The organism is Pseudomonas sp. SWRI99 (assembly GCF_014270125.1).
GTDB classification, from domain to species: domain Bacteria; phylum Pseudomonadota; class Gammaproteobacteria; order Pseudomonadales; family Pseudomonadaceae; genus Aquipseudomonas; species Aquipseudomonas hamedanensis.
This window is the reverse complement of the sequence record NZ_JABWQR010000038.1, coordinates 26,391-49,595: the sequence shown is the minus strand read 5'-3', so window position 1 is coordinate 49,595 and position 23,205 is coordinate 26,391. Positions and strand designations below refer to the sequence as shown.

Here is a 23,205-nt window from a genome sequence, read left to right as displayed (position 1 = left end):
ACAAGGGAACTGTTTCGACAATAAGTTATCATTGGCACTTTCCCCCCCAAGAAAGACTGTTTGCCATGACTGCCCAAACCCTTCTCAACGCCCTCGAACACTGCGGCATGGTCGAAATCGATGGCCTGCACGCCTTCGAATTCGCCCTCGACGAGGACGATAACCTGCACATCGAATGCATCGATGGCCGTGAAGCGAAGCACTGGGAATTCACCCCGGCGCAGGTCGCGGCGGCGACGTTTGATGAGACGCTGCAGAGCTGGCTGATCGTCGGCTACGCCAGCGACACCAAGACCACGGGCGAGCATCGTCTGGTGTGTCTAGGCGACGTAGTCAGCAGCAGCGACGATGAGGATGACAATAATGAAGATGCGTAATTTCTGGCCGTTGCTGATGGCCGGCAGCGTCGGTGCGATGGGCTTTTCCACGGCGTCCGCCGAAAGCTTCCAGTTGCTGGTGGGGTCGTACACCGCCGGCAGCAGCGAAGGCCTCTATCGGATGCAGTTCGACAGCGCCACCGGCCAGATCAACCCCAAGCCGCTGCAAGTGGTCAAGAGCGAAAACCCGTCGTGGCTGACCCTGTCCAAAGATCAGACACGTCTGTTCGTGGTCAACGAAAACGGCCCTGGGCAGACTGACCCGGTCGGTCGCGTCAGCAGTTATGCCATCGACCCGAAAACCCACGCCTTGAGCCTGATCAGCCAAGTGCAAAGCCTGGGCAACGAGCCGACCCATTCCAGCCTCAGCGCTGATGCCAGCCATTTGTTCGTCAGCAATTATTCGGTGATGGAAGACCCGGGCGGCACCCTGGCGGTATTGCCGGTCGATGCCGACGGCAAGCTCAAACCGGTGGTGCAGATGAGCGCGCACCCGGCGAGTCGGGTCAATCCTGAGCGGCAAGCTTCGAACCACGTGCATGCGACAGTTTCCTCACCGGACGGCCGCTACGTGTTTTCCAACGATCTCGGTGCGGACAAGGTCTTCATTTACCAGTTCGACCCCAAAGCCAACCCGCACTTGCCGCTGACGCCGGCGAAAACAGCCTCGGTGTCGATGCCGGCCGGCAGCGGCCCGCGCCATCTGCTGTTCAGCGCCGACGGCAAGCACGCCTGGCTGACCATGGAAATGAGCGCGCAGGTCGCGGTGCTCGACTACAACGACGGCGTGCTGACCCAGACGCAACTGGTTGACCTCGCAGCAGGCCAGCCGACCTCGGACAAGGCGGGCGCGGCGCTGCATGCCTCGGCCGATGGCAAATTCCTCTATGTGAGCAATCGCGGCACGGCCAATCAACTCGTGGTGTTCAGCATCGATCCTGCGACCGGGCAGCTCAAAGAACTGCAAAAACGCTCGGTCGACGGCGACCATCCGCGTGAGTTTGCTCTTGATCCGAGCGGCAAGTTCGTCTTGATTGCCAACCAGAAGAGCAACCAGATTGTCGTCGTCGAGCGCGATGCCAAGACCGGTCTGCTCGGCAAAACCGTGCAAAAACTGCCGATGGACGCACCCAGCGACCTCAAGTTTGTGCTGTAACAATAAGCCACAGGCCCCGGTTCGCGGGGCCTGTGTCGTTGTATTAATTGCACTGATAACGGCTAATGCTACAAAAGATTTCAAGCGCCAACCCTCCAGCGTTACGTTTGTTTCACAGCCCGACCGGGCAAACCAAGCAAACGAACACGAGGGTTACCGCCATGAACTTCAATCTCTTCTCCGTTATCGCCGCCTCCGCCATTTCCGCCACCGTGGTATTGCCCGCCGGTGCCAACGTCGAAATCGCCAGCAAAAAATCCCACACCCAGAGCTACACCCAGAAATACCTGCAACAAAGCGCCAACTTCTATGCCGCGCTGGATCATAAAACCCAAGCCTGAGCGCACCGACACAACTCCCTTGTAGGAGCTGCCGAAGGCTGCGATCTCTTGATCTTCAACGTCAAAAGATCGCAGCCTTCGGCAGCTCCTACGCGCGTGCGCGTAACATGATCGTTCCCACGCTCCGCGTGGGAATGCCTCAAGGGACGCTCCGCGTTCCAATGGGACGCAGAGCGTCCCGGGCTGCATTCCCACGCGGAGCGTGGGAACGATCAGTATTCAATCTCCTGCGTGAATAGGTTTCTTCAAGCCGGTGAATAGAGCCGGTAAATAATCAACGAAGCTGATGTTTACTATGGCAAACGCTGAGTGGTTGCTTCGGTTCGTTTGATTGATTCTGTGGGCATCGAAACTTGCCCACGGGAGAACACCATGGCCAGCGCAATCCTCACTTCCGCCAAACGCGGCGCCTACCTGGCCATCGGTCTGTACCTGGCCGTGGTGCTGATCGTCAGCATCGGCTCGCAGATGGAACACCGCTTCGACGCGCCAATTGCCGTCGCCCACCCTGGCATCCAGTTCGAAGTCCGCTCGCAGAGCGTGATGGTCGACCGGGCCGAACTCGCAGGAGTTGGTGGCGCATGAAAGGCTACAGACTCTGGGTCATCGCCAGCCTGGCATTGATGACCAACGGCGCTTCATTGCTGGGTTTCGGTCAAGGTTCGGTGGGCGCACTGGCCCGGGCCATAGAGGCCAACCACAACATCGCTCACAACATCGAGCGGGCGAATACGCTGGGGCTGATGGCGGGCAATCCACCGGCCAGAATCGCAGTCGATTTTCTCGGGCCGTTTGAAGTGGATTGCATGGCACTGGGCATGTGCAACGCTCTCGCCTAGAAGCCGTGCACCCATGTGGCGAGGGAGCTTGCTCCCGCTGGGGGGCGAAGCAGCCCCAAATCCTGCAGAAACAATATTGCTGATGTACCGAGTTTAATGGACTGCGACTGCTGCGCAGCCGAGCGGGAGCAAGCTCCCTCGCCACAGGTGGGGTATGAGGCGGGAGCAAGCTCCCTTGCCACAGGTGCGGTGTGAGGCTGGAATTCAGGGCTGTTTTTTCATGATCCAGGTGAACAGCTCGGATTCGAGCAGGCGCTGCAACCAGGCCTGCAGGCGAACATAAGGCGTCTGCGCAAACCACTCGCGATCAACGTGAGCGAACTGCCGCACGAAGGGCAGCAGGGCGATGTCGGCGAGACTGAGCCGGTCGCCCAGCAGGTAGTCGTGCTCCGCGAGCGTCAGATCCAAATAGTGGGCGATCATCTCGCACTGCATTCGATAGACCTCCATCGGTTGCTCTGGATAACGCTCAGCGTATTTGTAGTGATTCAGCGATGTCTTGAATCGTTGGTCGTTCGTCTCGATGAGCATGTTCATGATGACGTCAGCCCCCGGATCATCCTTGAACAACCAGTCATCCGGATCATTTTGCGCCAACGCCCAGCGCATGATTTGCAGACTCTCATCAATCACCACGCCATCAGCATTCAGCACCGGCACGGTGCCCTTCGGCGAGATCGCCAGCATCTCTGCCGGCTTGTCCTTGAGGCTGACCTCAACGATGTCCACCGGCACGCCGGCATAACGCAACGCCATCCGCGCACGCATCGCGTAGGGGCAGCGGCGGAACGAATACAGCGTGTTCATTTCACCTCCAGCGTACTCAAACCATTACCCTGGCGCCGCACCTGAATCTGCACCGGGATCCGTTCGTGCATTTCCTGTACATGGGAAATCACCGCAACCTTGCGCCCCTGCGCCTGCAAACCGTCCAGGGCGTCCATGGCCAATTGCAGAGATTCGGGATCAAGGCTACCAAAGCCTTCGTCGATAAACAGCGATTCGATTTTCAGCGTGCTCGAGGCCATCGAGGCCAGACCCAGCGCCAGGGCCAGTGACACGAGGAACGTTTCGCCGCCGGACAACGAATGCACCGAGCGCAGTTCATCGCCCATTTCCGTATCCATCACCAGCAGGCCGAGCATGCTGCCGCCGCGTTTCAGGCGATAGCGTTTGACCAGTTGGCGCAGTTGCACGTTGGCGTGATGCACCAGCAGATCGAGGTTGTAGGCCTGGGCGATTTTGCGGAAGGTGTCGCCGGTGGCTGAGCCGATCAAGGCACTCAGGCGCGCCCAGCGCTGATACTCGGCATAGGCGTCGGCGATCTGCTGGGCCAGCGCCTGGTTGGCGTTCTGCCGGCGCTGGTCCTCCGCCTGTTCGGCACGCAGTTCGGCGCATTGCTGTTCGCTGGCGGCGAACTGGTTCTGCACGTCGACGAGGGCGCTGGCGAGCTGCTCGGCATCGAGGTTGCCGTTGTGCTGCGCCTGATGATCGAGCAGACGCTGATCGCGTTCCTGCACCAAGACCTGGGCCTGTTCGATGGCTTTTTCGTTGAGCTGGAGGGTTTGGCGCAGTTCGGCGACCTGCGCGTCATCGAAGCGCAGCAGGTCTTCGAGGCCGCCGTCATCCAGTTCAGGATGGCTGGCGCGCCAACTGGCGATCTTGTCAGTGAGCGCTTTGTCTTCACTTTCGAGCGCCTGCAATCGTTCCTGCTGTGCTTTGAGTTCCGCCGCGATTTGCACGCGTTGCGTGCGCACGCTTTGCAGTGCCTCGGTCGTGCTGGTTTCGGCCGTGCGCGCCTGCTCGACGGCCTGTTCGAGCAACTGCTGCCAGTGCTCGGTGCTGCTGTGTTCGCCGAGCAGTTGCGCCAGTTTTTCCTGACAGTTCTGCTGTTGCTCGGTCAGCGTGTTGAATTGCTGCTCGGCACTTTGCAATTGCTGGCTGCGAATCTGTTGGCGATCCAGTTCTTTTTCCAGCGTCTGCTGGCGTTGCTGCTGTTCGCCCAGCTCTTCCTTTTGTTGTTCAAGCTGCGCCAGACGCTCGGCGATCTGCCGGTCCAGTTGCATGAACGTCGCGGCTGGCTCAAGGCGCAGGGCCTGCAGAGTGTCAGCGGGCAACAGCGGGCCAAACGCGGTGAGCTCTTCTTCCAGACGCTGACGGTCGCTGTTGAGTTCATGCTGTTGGTTGCTCAGGTGCTGTGCCGCTTGCTGGTGGGCGACTTCAGCCTGACGCAACTGCTGCGACAGACGCGCCGCGTCCTGCTGCAACGTGAGCAGGACGCTTTGGCGCTGTTCATCCTGGGTGATGCTCTGGTTCAACTGCTCGTTCTGGCGACTGAGCCAGGCGTCGCGTTTGTCGGGGTCCTGGTTCAGCAATTGTGCCGACAGCGGATGCGCGTCAAGGCTTGGGGCCAAGGCTTGTTGCTGGGCAGCGAGTTGTTCCTGCTGTTGCAGCAACTCCTTTTGTTGCGCGATCACGCCGCCGACTTCGCCGCGCAGGTCGATCAGTTTTTCCTTGAGCTGGTCGACCACTTGCTGCGCGTTGGCCTGTTCGCTTTCATCATGGCGACCAAGGCTTTGCAGCAGCGCTTCGGGCTGATGATACGGATGCTCGTTGCTGCCACAAACCGGGCAGGGCTGGTCGTCCTGTAGCTGCGCGCGTAACTCTTCGACGCTGGCACTGCGCGCCAGACGCTGGCGCTCGAGCAGTTCGCGGGTGACGCTGAGGGTTTGCTCGGCGACGGTCAGTTCGGCCTTGGTTTTAACGCCGTCCAGGGTCAGGCGTTCGCGCTGCTGTTGCGCGAGGAGCTGGCGTTGTTGCAGCTCCTCGCTGCGCTTGTCGAGATCCTGCCGAGTGGCCCACAGGCGCGACAAGTCTTCGACGGCGCGCAGTTGCTTGCGGTTGTCCTGCAACAGAGTGCCGAGGATGCCGATCTGCTCGGCGACCGCGTCCGGTTCTGCGCCGGCCTCTTTGAACAGCACTTCCAGTTGCTGCTTGTGCGACGCCAACTCTTCAGCACTGCGCGCGGCGTTTTGTTCAAGGGACTGCAGTTCAGCCTGGCCCTTGTTCAAACGGTTACCGATCAGCATCAATTGCTGCAGACGGTCGCGATAGGCGCTCCAGGCATCGCTCAGCGGGGCCAGATGCGCGCTCTGTTCAAGCTCGGCGGCGATGCGCTGCAAGCGCCCAGCGACCTGAGTCTGTTTTTCCTGCAACGCCTGAATGGCGCTCTGGCCATCCTTGAACGTTTGCTCGGCTGTTTGCCGGGCTTCGGCGCTGCTGGCAGTGTCCTTGATCAGGCGGGCGAGGGTACTTTGTTCTTCGAACGCCTGACGCAACAGCGGCGCATTCTCGCTTTGCCGCTGCTGCGCTTCACTGAGGGCGACTTTCGCGGCGTCGAGGCTTTGTTCCAGTTGCGCCTGACGTTCGCCCAGCGCCGCGTGTTGTTGGGTGTGTGCGGCAATCTGCGCCGCCAACGGCGTCAGCAATGCATCGAGTTCGGCCTTGCGCGCGAACTGATGCCGCTGCGGGCCGAGCTGCTCCAGGCGCGTCAGTTTTACCCGCTCGCCGGCCAGCGCCTGCCAATGCTGCTGCGCACTGTGCAATTGTTCGCTGGCCGCCTGCTGCGCGTCCTGCAACTGACGCAAATCCTTGAGCCAGCTGTGTTGCTGCTCAAGCTGTTTGAGCTGCGCCTGTTGCGCCTTCATCTGTTGCTGCGCGGCGTTGAAACGCTCATCGAGTTCGGCGCGGGCTTCGGGTGCCAGTGGCGTTACGCCGCTGGCCTGATCCTGCAACAGCTTGTGCGCTTCGCGGGCTTCTTTGGTCTTGTCGAAAGCGCGGCGGCCGAGGCGGGTGTAGAGCGCGGTGTCGGTGAGTTTTTCCAGCAGTTCGCTGCGGTCGTTGTCGTCAGCCTTGAGGAACGCGCTGAACTCGCTCTGTGCCAACAGCACGGCGCGGGTGAACTGTTCGAAGTTCAGGCCCAGCGCGGCTTCCAGTTGGGTTTTGTATTCGCCTTTCTGACTCGCGAGCAGTTGATCCTGATCGATATCGCGCAGGCTCTGCCGGCTGGCCTGCAACTTGCCCCCAGCCTTCTCGCGGGCTCGGTTGGCTTCCCAGCGCGCCCTATAGCGACGGCCATCGACGCCGACAAAATCCACCTCGGCATAGCCTTCGCCGGTACCACGACGCAGCAAGGTGCGCGGGTCGCCAGTGGCGATTTCGCCGTCGGCGTCCGGCACTTTGGCGTCGCGGCCGGTATTGTTCAGGCGCGGCACAGCGCCGAACAGCGCCAGGCACAAGGCGTCGAGCAGGGTGCTTTTCCCAGCACCGGTCGGGCCGGTGATCGCAAACAGACCGGCGCTGGCCAGCGGCTCGGCGGTGAAGTCGATCTCGAAAGGCCCGGCCAGCGAGGCAAGGTTCTTCAAGCGAATGGCGAGAATTTTCATGGCTGCTCGCCCTCCAGTTGCACGTCCTCTAGCAATTCGGCGAAGTCTTTCAGCGTCTGTTCATCGACCTCGCTGCCGTAGTTGTCGAGCCAGGCACGGCTGAACAATTCCTGTGGGGTGAGCTGGTCGAGTTCGATCAGCGTATTGCCGTCATCGCTGCCATGGGCGCCGCGATTGCCGGCGTATTCAGCGGCGATGCGCACCAGGCGCACGGCTTTGCCTTGCAGCGCGGATTCCACTTGATGACGCAGATCCGGCTGCGGCTCGTCGAGACGTACGCGGACCTCCAGCCACGGCTGACGCTGGGTTTCGGCGAGCAGATCGATGTTCGGCAGGTCGGCCAGTTGCAGCAGAATTTCGGCCAGCGGCGCCGGGCCGATACGCTGCAGATTGACCGAGCGCGGGATCAGCTTCGGCTCGACACTGACCAGGGTTTCGCCGTCGAGTGTCACGTCAAGAATCTGGTGCTGATAGCCGATCTCCGAGAATGACAATGGAATCGGCGAGCCGCTGTAACGGATGCGTTCCTCACCGTTGACCTTCTGCGGCTTGTGCAAATGGCCGAGGGCGACATAGCTGATGCTCGACCCAAACAGGCTGGCGGGCAGGGCTTCAGCGTTGCCGATGATCAGGCTGCGTTCGGAGTCCTCCGACACCGAACCGCCAGCCATATGTGCATGGCTGATCGCGATCAACGCCTGCCCGGGCTGACGCTTGGCATTGGCCGCCGCGATCAGCCATTCATGCACCTGGCCGATGCCGCGCAAATAGTTGTCGCCCAAGTGCGCACCGGTGACTTCCGCCGGACGCAGAAAGGGCAGCGCCAGGCACCATGCCGCAATTTCGCCGGTTTTATCCGGCAACGGCAGCAGCAGGCGTTCGGCATCCAGTTGCCCGTCATCGAGCCACAACACCCGGCCCAACGCATGGGTGCGCAAACGCCGCATCAACGGCGCCGGCAGTTCGATTCGCGAGCCGGAATCATGGTTGCCGGCGATCATCACGATGGTCAGCAGCGGCTGCTGTTCGTGAGCACTGACGATGAAGTCGTAAAGGCGTTCCTGAGCTTTGACCGGCGGATTGACCGTGTCGAAGATGTCCCCGGCAATCAGCAGCACATCCGGTTGTGCCAGTTTCAGTTGACCCAGCAGCCATTCGAGAAAACACGCGTGCTCGAAATCGCGCTCCTGGCCGTGCAGGTTTTGCCCAAGGTGCCAGTCGGAGGTGTGAAACAGACGCAAGGTGGACTCCGCAATAGCTAAAGGGGTGATGGCCGCGAGGAAAATGACAGGGCGGCGAAAGGAGGGAGAGTTTACAGATTATTGCGTCCGCAGGGCTTGTTGCGCAGGCAGGCGGCGATCGTTGACTGGGGATTTCAACTGTACCGCTCATCGAAATCTCTTTTTTAGTGCGTCCATTAATTGACGCTAAAATAGCGGCAATCCAATATCGCGCCACTATTTTGATACTGGTGCGCAACTGCAGGGATGCCAGCGATAAAAAAATTCTGAGTACAATCGCGGATATCATGAAGGATCCGAAAGTGATTTGGTCGCTTCCAGATAACAGAGGTTACGTAGTGGGCAATGCCACAAGAAATGGGATAGATATAAAAGTTGTTTATGACACGGTACTGAATCGTGTTGTAACAGGTTATCCAACGAATGTACCCAAGAATCCAAAATTATGAGTAGGGATAATGTCTTTGTTGAAGGAAGTCTCACGGCGCTCTTGGAGGAGCTTGAATCTCAGCCGGAAATGGCGATCTTCTTTCCGCCAGATATATTGGGTTATGAAGATACATTGTCCAATGTTAGAGAATGGTTGGAAGATGATGGCGAATATGGTTTGGCGTACGAAGTGATGGTGTCGTTGCTTGAGCGTTTTGATTTCAAGATTTCAGGAAAGTCAGCCGTCAGGTTGCTGGAAGTAGGGCTGTATTTGGGCTACAAGACCGATCTTGAAAGTGACCGTGATCTCGATTGGAGAACTTGATTGAATTTCAGGTTCATGAACCTTCACTCCAGTGCATACGAGGATTTAGCTGGACTTACCGAGCATGTTCGCTCGGTATTCAATCGCTGAGGAAAGATAATTTTCCAGAGCTTTTTGGCGGGCGATTTTAGTGGTTGTTTAACGTCCATGACGGCGACGTTTCAATGGAGTAGGGTAAGTGGCTTCTTTCAAGGGAAATGAAGATTGATCACTGAAGACATTAAAATCGTCGAGGAAATTTTCCAATGGGCCGAATCAGGCATCGTTCATGGTTATGACGCGTTCCGGTACAGCGTCGAATGGGGAGGGAATTATATGGAGTCCGACCTCGCCGTCGAAACACATGGTTCCGAAATTTGGGACGCTGAAACTGATTTCAATCATTCGAAGGTCTATGCGCTTGTAGAAAAACTGCGCGAGAACGCAGTCGCGCGTGGCGAGCCTTGGACATGCTTTGTCCTGTCTTATCGCGAGGGCGAACAAGTAAAGATGAAATTCGATTATCAAACTCGCGACACAATCTAAAAGCAAACTCTACTTCGGATAAAGCGGCGGCAACCCACTCTCACTCACCGGGTCCTGCACCCGTTCCGCCGCCGGTATCGTCCGAATCGCCCGCCACAAATCCTCGCCCTGCCAATGCTGCCCCGTCTCGCTGTACAGCGCACCATTCAGCCCGTCCAGCGCGTCCGACAGCGGCACAAACCGCGCCGCCATGTCCGCCAGTGTCTCCGGCTGCTGCCGTGCCCAGGCGTCCAGCGCCTGGCGGGTGGCGTGGGGGTCGTTGGCCTGGCTCGCACGCTTGATGTCGTCGAGCAATGTGCGTGGGCTCGGGCCGGTCTGGGCGGCTCGGTGTATTGCCGGTTGCCAGCGTGCACGCCACCACAGGCCGAAGCCGAGCAGGGTGGTGCAGGCGAGGATCAGCGTGCTGAGTTTCCACCACCACAGGGTGTCGTTGTCGACCATGGCGGGTTGCAGTGTGCCGGCCGGCGTGTCGATTTGTAGGCTGGGGTTGTTCGCCACTTGCAGGGTACGCGCCGGCAGGCTGCTGTGTTCGAGGTGGTCTTCGAAGGTGTTCCACCAGACCACGTCGACGGTCGGCAGGTCGATCGCGCCGCTGCGGCTCGGTACCAGCGCTTCGCGTTCTTCGCGGCTGCCGATGATGCCGCGGTCGCTGCTCTGGTTGCTCAGCACGGGTTGATCGGGGTAACGGCGCAGGCCGTTGACGTCGGTGGCGGGCAGGGCTGGCAGTTGCGAGCTGGCGAGGCCTTCGACTTTCAGGGTCAGGCTGCGGGTCAGGGAATCGCCGACCTGGGTGTGTTCCGGTTCCGGGCTCCAGCTTTCGCTGAGGCTGAGGCTGCGCGCCGGTAGCCACGGGGCATCGACCGGATAGGTCAGCGGTTTCGGTTTGACCGTTAGCGGGATGGATGAGGAACTCACGCGCATCAGTTTGCCGGGTTTCGGCCCCGAGGAATCCGGTGATGGCGCCGTATCGACCAGCGTGGCGCTGAACGTTTGCGGGGCGATGGTCAGCAAGCCGCTGTGTTGCGGGTAGATCGCGTAGCGCATCTCGATCACGCCGTGGCGTACACCGTTGAGGTCTTTTTCGTAGGTGCGCGTGTCGCCCAGTTGTTCGATCCGCGCGTCGGCGATTTGCAGCGGGCTCAGGCTGCTGTCGTCGTACAGCGACACCGAATGGTAGATGCGCAAGGTCAGGATGGCCTGGGCCTGCACATAGACGCTGGACTGATCGAGGCTGGCCTCGATGAACACCGGATCGAGGCTGCTCTTGTCCTCGACGGTGTCGCTGGCAACCACTTGTACGGTGATCGGCTGGCTCTGCACTTCGCCCAGTTGCAATGGCGGGATCACCACGCTGCCGTTTTCTTTCGGCAGCAGGGTGACAATCCAGCGCGTCGTGGCGCGGTTGTCGCCATTGAGGGTGTTGAGCTGGTTGACCTGCCGTGTGCCGCGTACTTCGAACAACGGCTCCAGCGGCGACAGGTCAGGCTTGCCGAACTGCGTGACGTCGTCAGTTTCGAGGGTGAGTTCGACCGTCTCGCCGGAGTTCAGGCGACTGCGATCCACGCTGGCGGTCAGCTCGGCCGCTTGAGCGGTGGCCGTGCAGATCAGCAGGGGCAGCAAGAGAGCGGTGAAACGGGTCATCGAGTGTTTTCCTGATCCTGATGTTGTTGCTGTTCGTACCAGAATTTGCGTCGCAACAGTTCGCCCGGGTCGTCCGGGATCTTCCCCAGCCATTGCTCCAGTGCCTGCCGCTGTTCGCCTTCGAGGTTGTTTTCGCTCGGGCGCAGGGTCGGCACCGTGTCGGTCTGTTCTTCTTCCACGCTGCCCGCGATTTCGTTGGGGCCTGGCTGCGGCGGGGTGGTCGGTGGCGGTTCACTGGCCGACTCTGCCGGTTGCGCCTGGCTTTGGGTTTCGCTGGTCACCGCCGGGGGAGGCGCGGTGGCGGGCGGTGGCTCATCGCCGGGCAGGCTTTGTTGGTTTGGCTGATTGTCCGGTTCGGCCGGTGGTGGAGCGTTTTTCTGCTTCAGCAGATTTTCGACCAGCGCTTTGTTGGTCTGCGCCGGACGCAAATCCGGCTGCAGCTCCAGGGCCTGTTCATAGGCGTCGATGGCCGCTTCCAGCTCACCGCTTTTCGCCAGTGCGTTGCCACGATTGTAGTGCGCACGGGCATCACTGCCTTCGGCGAAGCGCTGGGCGGCGCCACTGTAGTCGCCGGCCTCGTACAACGCCACCCCTTGCCACTGGTGATCGGCAAAATGTTGCGCGGCTTCGGCCGGACGCTTCTGCTTGAGCAGGTGCAGGCCTCGCTGGTCGGGGCGCAGCCACAGGTCTTCGAAGTCGAACGCGTAGCTGGGCTGCGGCAGGCAGAACAGCAGCGGCAGGCAAAACAGCCAGCCACGCCGACCCGCACACGCGGCGAGCAATAACAGCGGCAGCAGCAGCCAGTAACCTTGATCGGCCCAGGTATCCAGACGCACGGTGCGACCATCATCACGCAGGCTGCGTGGACCGCTGAGCAGGCCGAGCGCGGCCAGATCGCCTTCGTCCAGTTGCGCCGCTCGGTATTCGCCACCGACGCTGTTGAGGAATGCCGCAAGCCCCGGACTGTCGAGTCGCGGCACGCGGATCGCGCCTTGCTCGTCCTTGAGGAAGCTGCCGTCTTCCTGGGCAATCGGCGCACCTTCGGCGGTGCCGATGCCGAGCATCAGCAACTGCGCCGATTCGCCGTTGAGCGCGCGGCGTATGCCTTGGCGTTCTTCTTCGGTCAGGGCTGAACCGACCAGCAGAATTCGCCCCTGGCCGAGGGCACCCTGTTGCAGCAGGGCCAGCGCTTTACTGACGGCCAGGTCGGCGCGATGCCCACTTTGTGGCATCAATGACGGCTTGAGGGCGTTGAGCAGATTGCGGCTGGTCGCCAAGTCATCGGACAGCGGCACCAATGTGTGTGCGCTGCCGGCGTAAACCACGATAGCCGTCTGCGCATCGCTGCGTGCCTGCAACAGATCGAACAGCTTGCGCCGGGCTTGTTCGAGGCGCGTCGGCGGCGAGTCGGTGGCGAGCATTTCCGCGGTCAACTCCAGCACCACCACCAGCGGATCGGCGGGTTTCTGGCTGGTCTGTTCAACCCGTTCCCAACTCGGCCCGAGCAACGCCAGCAGGGTTAGCAGCCACGCCACGCCGAGGGCGATCCACGGCAGTTTGCTCTCGCGACCATTGCCCCCACTGAGCAACGCTGAATGGAAGGCTGGCGGAAGAATCATCTGCCAGCGTCCGGCGCGTTTCTGCCGGTGCCAGAGTTGCCAGAGCAGCCAGCCGAGCAGCGGCAACAGCAACAGCCACCAAGGACGGAACCAGTGCGGCCAGAGCGCGATCATCGGCGCCTCCGCAAACGCAAGCGTTTAAGGCGTTCGCGCCAGTCAGGCAACGGACTCTGCAGATTCAGCTCCTTGTTGAGCAGGCGTTGCAGCGGGTTGTCCGGCCACAGTTCGCGGGCGACCAGCAACAGACTCAACCACAACGCCAGCGCCAGAGGCCAGTGATACAAGGCCTGGGCCGGGCGCGCCTGGGTCGGTTGCTGAGTCACCGGTTCGAGCTGGTCGAGGGTGTCCTTGATCGCTTGCAGTTCCTTGCCGTCATGGGCACGGAAATACTGGCCGCCGGTGACTTCGGCAATTGCCTTCAGCGACGGCTCGTCAAGGTCCAGGCTCGGGTTGACGCCGAGCAGACCGGTCGAGCCGCTGTCTTCAGGGTTGGCGCCGATGCCGATCGGATAGATTTTCACGCCTTCGCTGGCGGCCAGTTTTGCAGCGGTCAGCGGATCGATCTCGCCGCCATTGTTGGCACCGTCGGTGACCAGAATCAGCACGCGGCTTTGTGCCGGGCGCAGGCGCAGGCGTTTGAGGCCCAGGCCAATCGCGTCGCCGATGGCGGTGTTCTTGCCGGCGATGCCGATCCGCGCCTCGTCGAGCCAGACGCGCACGGTATGGCGGTCGAACGTCAGCGGTGCCTGCAGATAGGCCTGGCTGCCGAACAGGATCAAACCGACACGGTCGCCGTCGCGGCTTTCAAGAAAGTCGCCGAGCAAGTGCTGGACCAGCGCCAGCCGGCTGACTTCTTCGTCCTGCCACTGCATGTCGGGGAAGTCCATCGAACCGGATACGTCCACCGCGACCAGCAGATCGCGCCCGCTGGCGGCAATCGGCAGCGGCTCGCCGAGCCATTGCGGACGGGCGGCGGCCATCAGCAGAACCAGCCACAACAGCACGAACGGCGCCTGCTGACGCCAGCCCGGCAGATGGGCGCGGGCGCGGCGGCGGGCGAGGCCTTCCAGATCGGCGAGGAAACTGACTTTCAGCGCCGGCTCGCCACTGTCGGCCACAGGCAGCACCAGGCGCATCAGCCACGGCAGTGGCAACAAGGCAAATATCCACGGCCAGGCGAACTCAAACATGTTTGCGAATCCACGTATCGACCGCTTGGGTCAGGCCGGCGATGGCTTTGTCGTCGAGTTTGCATTCCGGTTTGTAGGCGCCTTCGACCAGTACCATCCACCGCGTCAGACCGGCGGCCGGGCAGCGGTTATCGAGAAACGCCAGCCATTTACGCCCGTTGAGTGTGTGGCTCTGGCTGTAGGGATAGTGGTTGCGGCACAGCCGCTTCAGCAGGCCGTTGAGTTGCTGCAGCCAGGCGCCGGCCGGCGCGCCATCATAGGGCTTGGGCATTTGCGCCAGTTCGGCAAGCGCCGCGATTCGCACCGGGTCGAGCGGCTGTTCAGCGCGCGCGACCGGGCGTTTTTTCATCGGAAGAAAACCGCGCAAACGCCACACCGCGAAACCGAGCAGCGGCAGCAACAGAAGCAGCAGCCACCAGCCCGGCGCCGGCGGCCAGAAGGCTATCGGTGGCGGCGAGATCAGCGGTTGCAGTTGCTCGATGCCGCTCATCGACCTTTCCCCGGACGCTGCGGATTGAGAAACTCGCGCATCTGCTCGACCATTTCGCTCTGCGTGCTCAGCGGCATCAACAACACCCGCAGCTTCTGCGCGAGCAATTCCCAACGAGCGATGCGTGCTTCGGCCTGGGCGCGATAGCTCTGGCGCAGATCGAAGTTCAGTGTGTCGAGTTCCAATTGTGCGCCGCGTTCGGCGAATCGCAGCAGGCCGGCGGCAGGCAGGGCGTGGTCGAGCGGATCAGAGAGCGGCAGCATCAGCAGGTCACAATGGCGCGACAGCAGGCCCAATTGTTGTTCGACGCCATCGGACAGGGCGCGCTCATCGCAGATCACCACCACCAGACTGCCAGGGCGTAACACCTCCCGGGCACGGCGCAGGGCCACGCCCAAGGCGTCGCGGTCCGGCTCACGTTCGCTGTGCAGTGATTGATTGACCTTGACCAGGCGATTGAGCAACTGCAAAAGGCTTTGCTTGCTGCGTCGTGGTTTGATTTCGTAATGTTCGTTGTCGCCGAACACCAGCCCGCCGACGCGGTCGTTGTGGCCCAGCGCGGCCCAGCCAATCAGCGCGGCGACTTGTGCCGCCAGCACCGATTTGAACATCAGCCCGGAGCCGAAAAACAGCCGCGTGCTTTGCTCGACCATGATGAAAATCGGCCGCTCGCGTTCTTCATGGAACAGCTTGGTGTGCGGTTCCTGGGTACGGGCGGTGACGCGCCAGTCGATGGTGCGCACGTCGTCGCCGGTCTGATACACCCGCACTTGGTCGAAGTCGACGCCACGACCGCGGAATTTCGAGTGATGCAGGCCGATCAACGGGCTGCGCTGGCTCGGCGTGGAGAACAACTGCACCTCGCGGACACGGTGGCGCATCTCGATCAGCTCGGCGAGGCTGATGCGGACACCGGGTTCGGTGGGCAGGGCGGCGTTCATGGAGGTCAAGCGACGGCGACGACGTCAAGAATCCGCTGCACCACGCGATCCTGATCGATGCCGGCGGCTTCCGCTTCGAACGACAGAATGATGCGATGGCGCAACACATCGAACAGCACCGCTTGAATGTCTTCCGGGCTGACAAAGTCACGCCCGGCCAGCCAGGCGTGGGCACGGGCGCAGCGATCAAGGGCAATCGAACCCCGTGGACTGGCGCCGTAGGCGATCCACTCGGCCATCTCCGGGTCGAACTTGGCCGGGTTGCGCGTGGCCATGACCAGCTGCACCAGGTATTCCTCCACGGCGTCAGCCATGTACAAACCGAGAATTTCCTTGCGTGCGGCGAAAATCGCCTGCTGGCTGACCCGGCGTTCGGGCTTGGTCTCGCCGTTCAGTGCTTCGCCCCTGGCCTGCTGGAGTATGCGGCGTTCGACGGCGGCGTCGGGGAAACCGATCTTCACGTGCATCAGGAAACGGTCGAGCTGCGCTTCCGGCAGCGGATAGGTGCCTTCCTGCTCGATCGGGTTCTGCGTGGCCATCACCAGAAACAGCGGCGACAGCTCATACGTGCTGCGACCGACACTGACCTGACGCTCGGCCATCGCTTCCAGCAACGCCGATTGCACCTTGGCCGGCGCACGGTTGATTTCGTCCGCCAGCACAAGATTGTGGAAAATCGGCCCTTGCTGGAACACGAAACTGCCGGTTTCCGGGCGATAGATCTCGGTGCCGGTAATGTCGGCCGGCAGCAGGTCCGGGGTGAACTGAATGCGATGGAACTGGGCTTCGATGCCCTCGGCGAGTTCTTTGATCGCTTTGGTCTTGGCCAGACCGGGAGCGCCTTCGACCAGCATGTGGCCATCGGCGAGCAGGGCAATGAGCAAACGCTCGATAAGTTTTTCCTGGCCGAGAATCTGCGTTGAAAGAAAGGTTCGCAGCGCCAGCAGCGCTTCACGATGTTCCATCGGTGACTGTTCCTGGAAAGGGGTGGCCCGAGGCGTTCGGATAACGCCGGGGCTGGGGGCGTTACTTTAATCCATCGCGGGGGGTGGCGACTAACGGCATTTTGCGCAAAGTGCGTGAAATGACTGGGGGAATTGTTGGAATTTTGTAGCCGGGGAGAATTGAGGTGGCAGTTCTGGCCTCATCGCTGGCAAGCCAGCTCCCACAGGTTGCGGCGGCGTGCATGCGATTGGTGCAACGCATCGGTCCCTGTGGGAGCCGGCTTGCCAGCGATGGGGCCCTTCCATGCGCCATCAAGCTTCGATGATAAAGGTCCCGGTCCCATCCAGAATATTCTTCAAGGTCTCGACAACCTCATCCATGTCCACCATATCCGGGTTAAAGCTGATCTCCAGCACATCATCGCCATTCAACGCATCGGCATCCGCTGCGGCGATTTCGATCTTCAGCAGAGTTTTGGTCAGGGTGACTTTCACGCCATCAAGCGTCGAAGGCTCGCCATCCAGAGTGATTTCCAGCTCATCCTCATCCGGATAGCGGCTCATCAAGAACATGTCGCCCTTGTCGCTGTGGCAGCAGAGCATGGCCATGTTGTGTTCTTCGTCGTCGCACGGGTTGACGATCAGTAGGGCGGTGGTCATTTGCATGGGAAATTCCTGTCTCGACGGACGTGTGGGGCGCAATTGGCCGCGATTCTGCCAGCCCGCGGGAATTTCTGCATGTGAGAGTGTCAGAGGATGTGTCGTGAGCGCGACGCGCATCAAGGGTCGTACCTGGCACGGATGTCCCGTAAAAACGGGCATTCACGCCGTCGTTTTCCGCCATGCCTGCTAGTGTTTATCGGTGCCCGGGCTTCGGTTTACGTGCCAATGACCGAATATGTCGCAGCGCCGCAAGCAGACACATTGTCGCACCCTTTAAGCTGCGCAACGGATGAGCACCCGTAAAGGCATTGTTGCAGGTCCGCACAGTCGCTTTTGCAGATGCTCATTCAATGGAAGGTGAATGTGACCTGAGTGTCCCGTCCAGCTTCACCCACCTGTCACCCTGTTTCCTCTGCCCGAGAATCAGGAACAGGGCGACACAAGCCCCGCAAGGGGTGTTGCACGCGACGCTTTCCATCAATAACAAGCTTAAGCGGAGTACCACAGATGGCGTTCTTCACCGCAGCCAGCAAAGCCGACTTCCAGCACCAACTGCAAGCGGCACTGGCGCAGCACATCAGTGAACAGGCACTGCCACAAGTGGCGCTGTTCGCTGAACAATTCTTCGGCATCATTTCCCTGGACGAGCTGACCCAACGTCGCCTCTCCGACCTCGCTGGCTGTACTCTCTCTGCGTGGCGCCTGCTTGAGCGCTTCGATCACGCGCAACCGCAAGTGCGCGTCTACAACCCTGATTACGAACGCCACGGCTGGCAGTCGACCCACACCGCGGTCGAAGTCCTGCACCACGACCTGCCATTTCTGGTCGACTCGGTCCGCACCGAGCTGAACCGTCGCGGCTACAGCATTCACACCCTGCAGACCACCGTGCTCAGCGTACGCCGTGGCAGCAAGGGCGAGTTGCTGGAAATCCTGCCAAAAGGCAGCACCGGCGAAGGCGTGCTGCACGAATCGCTGATGTATCTGGAAATCGACCGCTGCGCCAACGCGGCCGAACTGAACGTGCTGAGCAAAGAGCTGGAACAGGTTCTCGGTGAAGTCCGCGTCGCGGTCGCCGATTTCGAGCCGATGAAGGCTAAGGTGCAGGACATCCTCACCCAGCTCGACAACAGCGCCTTTGCCGTCGATGCCGACGAGAAGAACGAAGTCAAAAGTTTCCTGGAATGGCTGGTGGGCAACCACTTCACCTTCCTCGGCTACGAAGAGTTCGTGGTCACCGATCAGGCCGACGGCGGCCACATCGAGTACGACCAGAGCTCCTTCCTCGGCCTGACCAAATTGCTGCGCACCGGCCTGACCTACGAAGACCTGCGCATCGAAGACTACGCCGTGGCCTACCTGCGCGAGCCGACCCTGCTGTCGTTCGCCAAGGCCGCGCACCCGAGCCGTGTGCACCGTCCGGCTTATCCGGACTACGTGTCGATCCGTGAAATCGACGCCGACGGCAAAGTCATCAAGGAACACCGTTTCATGGGCCTGTACACCTCTTCGGTGTATGGCGAGAGCGTGCGGGTCATCCCGTTCATTCGCCGCAAGGTCGAAGAAATCGAGCGCCGCTCCGGCTTCCAGTCCAAGGCTCACCTGGGCAAGGAATTGGCACAGGTCCTCGAAGTGCTGCCGCGTGACGACCTGTTCCAGACCCCGGTCGACGAGCTGTTCACTACCGTGATGTCGATCGTGCAGATCCAGGAACGTAACAAGATTCGCGTGTTCCTGCGCAAAGACCCGTACGGGCGTTTCTGCTACTGCCTGGCCTACGTGCCGCGCGACATCTATTCCACCGAAGTTCGCCAGAAAATCCAGCAAGTGCTGATGGAGCGCCTGAAGGCCTCCGATTGCGAATTCTGGACGTTCTTCTCCGAGTCGGTACTGGCGCGCGTGCAGTTGATCCTGCGTGTCGATCCGAAAAACCGTCTCGACATCGATCCGCTGCTGCTGGAAAAGGAAGTGGTCCAGGCCTGCCGCAGCTGGCAGGACGACTACGCCGCACTGACCATCGAAAGCTTCGGCGAAGCCCACGGCACCAACGTGCTGGCCGACTTCCCGAAAGGCTTCCCGGCCGGTTACCGCGAGCGTTTCGCGGCGCATTCGGCCGTGGTCGACATGCAGCACCTGCTGAGCCTCAACGAAAAAAATCCGTTGGTGATGAGCTTCTATCAGCCGCTGGGTCAGGTTTCCGGCCAGCGCGAGCTGCATTGCAAGCTGTATCACGCCGACACGCCGCTGGCGCTGTCCGACGTCCTGCCGATTCTGGAAAACCTCGGCCTGCGCGTGCTGGGTGAATTCCCGTACCGCCTGCGTCACACCAATGGCCGCGAGTTCTGGATCCACGATTTTGCCTTCACTGCCGCTGAAGGCCTGGACCTCGACATCCAGCAACTCAACGACACCCTGCAGGACGCCTTCGTCCACATCGTGCGTGGCGATGCCGAGAACGATGCGTTCAACCGTCTGGTGCTGACCGCCGGCCTGCCATGGCGCGACGTTGCGCTGCTGCGTGCCTACGCCCGTTACCTGAAGCAGATTCGTCTGGGCTTCGATCTGGGTTACATCGCCAGTACGCTGAACAACCACACCGACATCGCTCGCGAACTGACCCGGTTGTTCAAGACCCGTTTCTATCTGGCGCGCAAGCTCGGCAGCGATGATCTGGAAGACAAGCAACTGCGTCTGGAACAAGCGATTCTGACCGCACTGGACGATGTCCAGGTGCTCAATGAAGACCGCATCCTGCGTCGTTATCTGGACCTGATCAAAGCCACCCTGCGTACCAACTTCTATCAGACTGACGCTAACGGCCAGAACAAGTCGTACTTCAGCTTCAAGTTCAACCCGCATGCAATCCCTGAGCTGCCGAAGCCAGTGCCGAAGTTTGAAATCTTCGTCTACTCGCCACGCGTCGAAGGCGTGCACCTGCGCTTCGGCAACGTTGCCCGTGGTGGCCTGCGCTGGTCCGACCGTGAAGAAGACTTCCGTACCGAAGTGCTCGGCCTGGTAAAAGCCCAGCAAGTGAAGAACTCGGTCATCGTACCGGTGGGTGCGAAGGGCGGCTTCCTGCCGCGTCGCCTGCCACTGGGCGGCAGCCGTGACGAGATCGCGGCCGAGGGCATCGCCTGCTACCGCATCTTTATCTCGGGTCTGCTGGACATCACCGACAACCTGAAGGACGGCGCGCTGGTGCCGCCAGTCAATGTCGTGCGTCACGACGGCGACGACCCGTACCTGGTGGTCGCGGCGGACAAGGGCACTGCAACGTTCTCCGACATCGCCAACGGCATCGCCATCGACTACGGCTTCTGGCTGGGTGACGCGTTTGCCTCCGGTGGTTCGGCCGGTTACGACCACAAGAAAATGGGCATCACCGCCAAGGGCGCGTGGGTCGGCGTACAGCGCCACTTCCGCGAGCGCGGCATCAATGTTCAGGAAGACAGCATCACCGTGGTGGGCGTCGGTGACATGGCCGGTGACGTGTTCGGTAACGGCCTGTTGATGTCCGACAAGCTGCAACTGGTGGCTGCGTTCAACCACATGCACATCTTCATCGATCCGAACCCGAATCCGGCGACCAGCTTCGTCGAGCGTAAGCGTCTGTTCGACCTGCCGCGTTCGGCCTGGACCGACTACGACACCAGCATCATGTCCGAAGGTGGCGGTATCTTCTCGCGCAGCGCGAAGAGCATCGCCATCTCGCCGCAGATGAAAGAACGCTTCGACATTCAGGCCGACAAGCTGACCCCGACCGAACTGCTCAATGCCTTGCTCAAGGCACCGGTGGATCTGTTGTGGAACGGCGGCATCGGCACCTACGTCAAGGCCAGCACCGAAAGCCATGCCGACGTGGGCGACAAGGCCAACGATGCACTGCGCGTCAACGGCAACGAACTGCGCTGCAAAGTCGTGGGCGAGGGCGGTAACCTTGGCATGACCCAACTGGGCCGTGTTGAATTCGGTCTCAATGGCGGCGGTTCCAACACCGACTTCATCGACAACGCCGGTGGCGTGGACTGCTCCGACCACGAAGTGAACATCAAGATCCTGCTGAACGAAGTGGTTCAGGCCGGTGACATGACCGACAAGCAACGCAACCAGTTGCTGGCGAGCATGACCGACGAAGTCGGCAATCTGGTGCTCGGCAACAACTACAAGCAGACTCAGGCCCTGTCCCTGGCGGCGCGTCGTGCTTACGCGCGCATTGCCGAGTACAAGCGTCTGATGAGCGATCTGGAAGGCCGTGGCAAGCTGGACCGCGCCATCGAGTTCCTGCCGACCGAAGAACAACTGACCGAGCGCGTCGCTGAAGGCCACGGCCTGACCCGTCCTGAACTGTCGGTGCTGATTTCCTACAGCAAGATCGATCTCAAGGAGCAGCTGTTGGGCTCGCGGGTGCCGGACGACGACTACCTGACCCGCGACATGGAAACGGCCTTCCCGCCGACCCTGGTCAGCAAGTTCTCCGAAGCCATGCGTCGCCACCGTCTGAAGCGCGAGATCGTCAGCACGCAGATTGCCAACGATCTGGTCAACCACATGGGCATCACCTTCGTTCAGCGGCTCAAAGAGTCGACCGGCATGAGCCCGGCGAACGTGGCTGGCGCTTACGTGATCGTGCGCGACATCTTCCACCTCCCGCACTGGTTCCGTCAGATTGAAGCCCTGGACTATCAGGTTTCCGCTGACGTGCAGCTGGAGCTGATGGACGAGCTGATGCGTCTGGGGCGCCGCGCTACGCGCTGGTTCCTGCGTGCCCGTCGCAACGAGCAGAACGCTGCCCGTGACGTCGCGCACTTCGGTCCGCACCTGAAAGAACTGGGTCTGAAGCTCGACGAACTGCTCAGCGGCGAAATCCGTGAAAACTGGCAGGCGCGTTATCAGGCTTATGTCGCAGCCGGTGTGCCGGAGTTGCTGGCGCGTATGGTTGCGGGCACCTCGCACCTGTACACGCTGCTGCCGATCATCGAAGCCGCAGACGTCACCGGGCAGAACCCGGCCGAAGTGGCCAAGGCCTACTTCGCCGTGGGCAGTGCACTGGACATCACCTGGTACCTGCAACAGATCAGCGCATTGCCGGTTGAAAACAACTGGCAAGCCCTGGCCCGTGAAGCGTTCCGCGATGACGTCGACTGGCAGCAACGCGCCATCACCATCTCCGTCCTGCAACAGGGCGACGGCACCCAGGACGTGGAAGCACGCCTGGCGCTGTGGATGGCCCAGCACGACAGCATGATCTCGCGCTGGCGTGCCATGCTGGTGGAAATCCGTGCGGCGAGCGGCACGGACTACGCCATGTATGCGGTGGCCAACCGTGAGCTGCTGGATCTGGCACTGAGCGGGCAAGCGGTTGTGCCTGCGGTGACTGCGACTGCCGAGCTTGAATTGGCATAAGTAGTGGCTGAATGAAAAAGCCCCGGTGTCGTGAGATGCCGGGGCTTTTTTGTGCCTGAAGAGTTTGTGTTGCCTGTCCTGGCCTCATCGCGAGCAGGCTCACTCCTACAAGGAGAGTATTCCAACTGTCAGTTTTTCAGCGGGATCAACACTTGTTCATCCGGGGCCAGCACCATGAATACCAGCAACTTGGCAGGTTTGCTTTGGCTGGCATTTTTCGACACTAAATGTTCGGAACCGGCCGGTTCGTACCAGAACTGACCCTTCTTGTAAGTGATCGCCTTCTCACCCTTCACTTGGGAAGTCACCTTACCTTCCAGCACGTAGGCCATGGCGGTGCCTTCGTGTTTGTGAGCGATCGAGGATTGGCCGGGTTGGTAGTCAACTTCGATCATCATGGCTTTTTTGCCGGGGGCGTTTTTCAGCAGCTGTTCTTGCAGGACGGTGATTTTTTCGGAGGCGTCGTGGGCGAAAGAGGCGCTGGCGCAAAGGCTCAAAGCGAGGGCAGAGGCGAGCAAAGGAAGGAGTTTCATGGCCGGTTACCTGTGATGATTGGGAGTGCAATCACGGTAGTCCGCAAGCCCCGGCATTCAAATGGCCAATATTCGGGAAGATGGAGTGACCAATTGAACATGC

The 23,205-nt window shown here is 60.7% G+C and carries 19 protein-coding genes; 8 read left to right on the top strand and 11 right to left on the bottom strand.

Translation table 11 applies throughout. The annotated features are described in order from the left end of the window. Positions 1-65 precede the first annotated feature (65 nt). The 5 genes from HU743_RS24680 (at position 66) to HU743_RS24660 (ending at position 2,713) form a co-directional block, all read left to right on the top strand. Entirely contained in the window at positions 66-377 is a 312-nt protein-coding gene (locus tag HU743_RS24680; RefSeq protein WP_076562525.1) for a DUF5629 family protein, read from the top strand. Further along, on the top strand, positions 364-1,533 hold the full coding sequence (locus HU743_RS24675) for a lactonase family protein (protein ID WP_186651797.1): 1,170 nt from the start codon (positions 364-366) through the stop codon (positions 1,531-1,533). The genes HU743_RS24680 and HU743_RS24675 overlap by 14 nt, the downstream gene beginning before the upstream one ends. A 161-nt stretch (positions 1,534-1,694) precedes the next feature. Next, the gene (locus HU743_RS24670) at positions 1,695-1,874 is read left to right on the top strand and encodes a hypothetical protein (RefSeq protein ID WP_016775003.1); all 180 of its coding nucleotides are present in this window, start codon (positions 1,695-1,697) and stop codon (positions 1,872-1,874) included. Between the two features lie 372 nt (positions 1,875-2,246). Then, positions 2,247-2,459, top strand: coding sequence for a hypothetical protein (locus tag HU743_RS24665; protein WP_186551670.1), 213 nt, complete (start codon positions 2,247-2,249; stop codon positions 2,457-2,459). After that, complete coding sequence (locus HU743_RS24660; protein ID WP_186551671.1) at positions 2,456-2,713, top strand: hypothetical protein; 258 nt, start codon at positions 2,456-2,458, stop codon at positions 2,711-2,713. Before HU743_RS24665 ends, HU743_RS24660 begins: the two co-directional genes overlap by 4 nt. Before the next feature lie 204 nt (positions 2,714-2,917). Here the strand turns inward: HU743_RS24660 and HU743_RS24655 are convergent, their stop codons facing one another. From HU743_RS24655 to HU743_RS24645, 3 genes are read right to left on the bottom strand one after another with little or no spacing between them, the layout of a single operon-like run. Beyond that, positions 2,918-3,520 (bottom strand): glutathione S-transferase, encoded by a 603-nt coding sequence (locus HU743_RS24655; protein WP_186651795.1) that lies wholly within the window; start codon positions 3,518-3,520, stop codon positions 2,918-2,920. Then, complete coding sequence (locus HU743_RS24650) at positions 3,517-7,158, bottom strand: SbcC/MukB-like Walker B domain-containing protein (RefSeq protein WP_186651792.1); 3,642 nt, start codon at positions 7,156-7,158, stop codon at positions 3,517-3,519. Before HU743_RS24650 ends, HU743_RS24655 begins: the two co-directional genes overlap by 4 nt. Further along, positions 7,155-8,399 carry an exonuclease SbcCD subunit D C-terminal domain-containing protein gene (locus HU743_RS24645; protein ID WP_186651790.1) on the bottom strand — a complete coding sequence of 415 codons (1,245 nt, stop codon included), beginning with the start codon at positions 8,397-8,399 and terminating at the stop codon, positions 7,155-7,157. Before HU743_RS24645 ends, HU743_RS24650 begins: the two co-directional genes overlap by 4 nt. 445 nt (positions 8,400-8,844) lie before the next feature. Here HU743_RS24645 and HU743_RS24635 point away from each other — a divergent pair, with 445 nt between their 5' ends. Both HU743_RS24635 and HU743_RS24630 read left to right on the top strand, forming a co-directional pair. Beyond that, complete coding sequence (locus HU743_RS24635) at positions 8,845-9,153, top strand: hypothetical protein (protein ID WP_186651788.1); 309 nt, start codon at positions 8,845-8,847, stop codon at positions 9,151-9,153. 204 nt (positions 9,154-9,357) lie between these two features. Then, complete coding sequence (locus HU743_RS24630) at positions 9,358-9,678, top strand: hypothetical protein (protein WP_186651786.1); 321 nt, start codon at positions 9,358-9,360, stop codon at positions 9,676-9,678. A 9-nt stretch (positions 9,679-9,687) separates the two neighbouring features. Here HU743_RS24630 and HU743_RS24625 read toward each other — a convergent pair whose 3' ends face one another. The 7 genes from HU743_RS24625 to HU743_RS24595 all read right to left on the bottom strand — a co-directional run bounded on the left by HU743_RS24625 (position 9,688) and on the right by HU743_RS24595 (position 17,169). Further along, complete coding sequence (locus tag HU743_RS24625; protein ID WP_186651784.1) at positions 9,688-11,319, bottom strand: BatD family protein; 1,632 nt, start codon at positions 11,317-11,319, stop codon at positions 9,688-9,690. Further along, positions 11,316-13,052, bottom strand: coding sequence for a tetratricopeptide repeat protein (locus HU743_RS24620; RefSeq protein ID WP_186651782.1), 1,737 nt, complete (start codon positions 13,050-13,052; stop codon positions 11,316-11,318). Before HU743_RS24620 ends, HU743_RS24625 begins: the two co-directional genes overlap by 4 nt. Continuing rightward, complete coding sequence (locus HU743_RS24615; RefSeq protein ID WP_186651780.1) at positions 13,049-14,128, bottom strand: VWA domain-containing protein; 1,080 nt, start codon at positions 14,126-14,128, stop codon at positions 13,049-13,051. Before HU743_RS24615 ends, HU743_RS24620 begins: the two co-directional genes overlap by 4 nt. After that, positions 14,121-14,618, bottom strand: a complete 498-nt coding sequence (locus HU743_RS24610) for a DUF4381 domain-containing protein (protein ID WP_186651778.1) — start codon at positions 14,616-14,618, stop codon at positions 14,121-14,123. Before HU743_RS24610 ends, HU743_RS24615 begins: the two co-directional genes overlap by 8 nt. Then, positions 14,615-15,559: a DUF58 domain-containing protein gene (locus tag HU743_RS24605; RefSeq protein WP_186651776.1), complete on the bottom strand. Its 945-nt coding sequence runs from the start codon at positions 15,557-15,559 to the stop codon at positions 14,615-14,617. The genes HU743_RS24610 and HU743_RS24605 overlap by 4 nt, the downstream gene beginning before the upstream one ends. 5 nt (positions 15,560-15,564) lie before the next feature. Next, complete coding sequence (locus tag HU743_RS24600) at positions 15,565-16,524, bottom strand: MoxR family ATPase (protein ID WP_007913915.1); 960 nt, start codon at positions 16,522-16,524, stop codon at positions 15,565-15,567. 291 nt (positions 16,525-16,815) lie between these two features. Continuing rightward, entirely contained in the window at positions 16,816-17,169 is a 354-nt protein-coding gene (locus HU743_RS24595) for a hypothetical protein (RefSeq protein ID WP_186651774.1), read from the bottom strand. A 504-nt stretch (positions 17,170-17,673) separates the two neighbouring features. Here HU743_RS24595 and HU743_RS24590 point away from each other — a divergent pair. Continuing rightward, on the top strand, positions 17,674-22,569 hold the full coding sequence (locus tag HU743_RS24590) for an NAD-glutamate dehydrogenase (RefSeq protein WP_186651772.1): 4,896 nt from the start codon (positions 17,674-17,676) through the stop codon (positions 22,567-22,569). Positions 22,570-22,697: 128 nt separating this feature from the next. Here the strand turns inward: HU743_RS24590 and HU743_RS24585 are convergent, their stop codons facing one another. Beyond that, the gene (locus tag HU743_RS24585) at positions 22,698-23,102 is read right to left on the bottom strand and encodes a cupin domain-containing protein (RefSeq protein ID WP_186651770.1); all 405 of its coding nucleotides are present in this window, start codon (positions 23,100-23,102) and stop codon (positions 22,698-22,700) included. Positions 23,103-23,205: the final 103 nt, after the last annotated feature.

Excerpts from the sequence above, each read along its gene's own strand:
- HU743_RS24655 (WP_186651795.1), bottom strand. The coding sequence starts at position 3,520 with ATGAACACGCTGTATTCGTTCCGCCGCTGCCCCTACGCGATGCGTGCG.
- HU743_RS24620 (WP_186651782.1), bottom strand. The coding sequence starts at position 13,052 with ATGATCGCGCTCTGGCCGCACTGGTTCCGTCCTTGGTGGCTGTTGCTG.
- HU743_RS24660 (WP_186551671.1), top strand. The coding sequence starts at position 2,456 with ATGAAAGGCTACAGACTCTGGGTCATCGCCAGCCTGGCATTGATGACC.
- HU743_RS24635 (WP_186651788.1), top strand. The coding sequence starts at position 8,845 with ATGAGTAGGGATAATGTCTTTGTTGAAGGAAGTCTCACGGCGCTCTTG.
- HU743_RS24680 (WP_076562525.1), top strand. The coding sequence starts at position 66 with ATGACTGCCCAAACCCTTCTCAACGCCCTCGAACACTGCGGCATGGTC.
- HU743_RS24590 (WP_186651772.1), top strand. The coding sequence starts at position 17,674 with ATGGCGTTCTTCACCGCAGCCAGCAAAGCCGACTTCCAGCACCAACTG.
- HU743_RS24615 (WP_186651780.1), bottom strand. The coding sequence starts at position 14,128 with ATGTTTGAGTTCGCCTGGCCGTGGATATTTGCCTTGTTGCCACTGCCG.
- HU743_RS24595 (WP_186651774.1), bottom strand. The coding sequence starts at position 17,169 with ATGCAAATGACCACCGCCCTACTGATCGTCAACCCGTGCGACGACGAA.
- HU743_RS24670 (WP_016775003.1), top strand. The coding sequence starts at position 1,695 with ATGAACTTCAATCTCTTCTCCGTTATCGCCGCCTCCGCCATTTCCGCC.
- HU743_RS24665 (WP_186551670.1), top strand. The coding sequence starts at position 2,247 with ATGGCCAGCGCAATCCTCACTTCCGCCAAACGCGGCGCCTACCTGGCC.
- HU743_RS24605 (WP_186651776.1), bottom strand. The coding sequence starts at position 15,559 with ATGAACGCCGCCCTGCCCACCGAACCCGGTGTCCGCATCAGCCTCGCC.
- HU743_RS24585 (WP_186651770.1), bottom strand. The coding sequence starts at position 23,102 with ATGAAACTCCTTCCTTTGCTCGCCTCTGCCCTCGCTTTGAGCCTTTGC.
- HU743_RS24625 (WP_186651784.1), bottom strand. The coding sequence starts at position 11,319 with ATGACCCGTTTCACCGCTCTCTTGCTGCCCCTGCTGATCTGCACGGCC.
- HU743_RS24600 (WP_007913915.1), bottom strand. The coding sequence starts at position 16,524 with ATGGAACATCGTGAAGCGCTGCTGGCGCTGCGAACCTTTCTTTCAACG.
- HU743_RS24650 (WP_186651792.1), bottom strand. The coding sequence starts at position 7,158 with ATGAAAATTCTCGCCATTCGCTTGAAGAACCTTGCCTCGCTGGCCGGG.
- HU743_RS24675 (WP_186651797.1), top strand. The coding sequence starts at position 364 with ATGAAGATGCGTAATTTCTGGCCGTTGCTGATGGCCGGCAGCGTCGGT.
- HU743_RS24610 (WP_186651778.1), bottom strand. The coding sequence starts at position 14,618 with ATGAGCGGCATCGAGCAACTGCAACCGCTGATCTCGCCGCCACCGATA.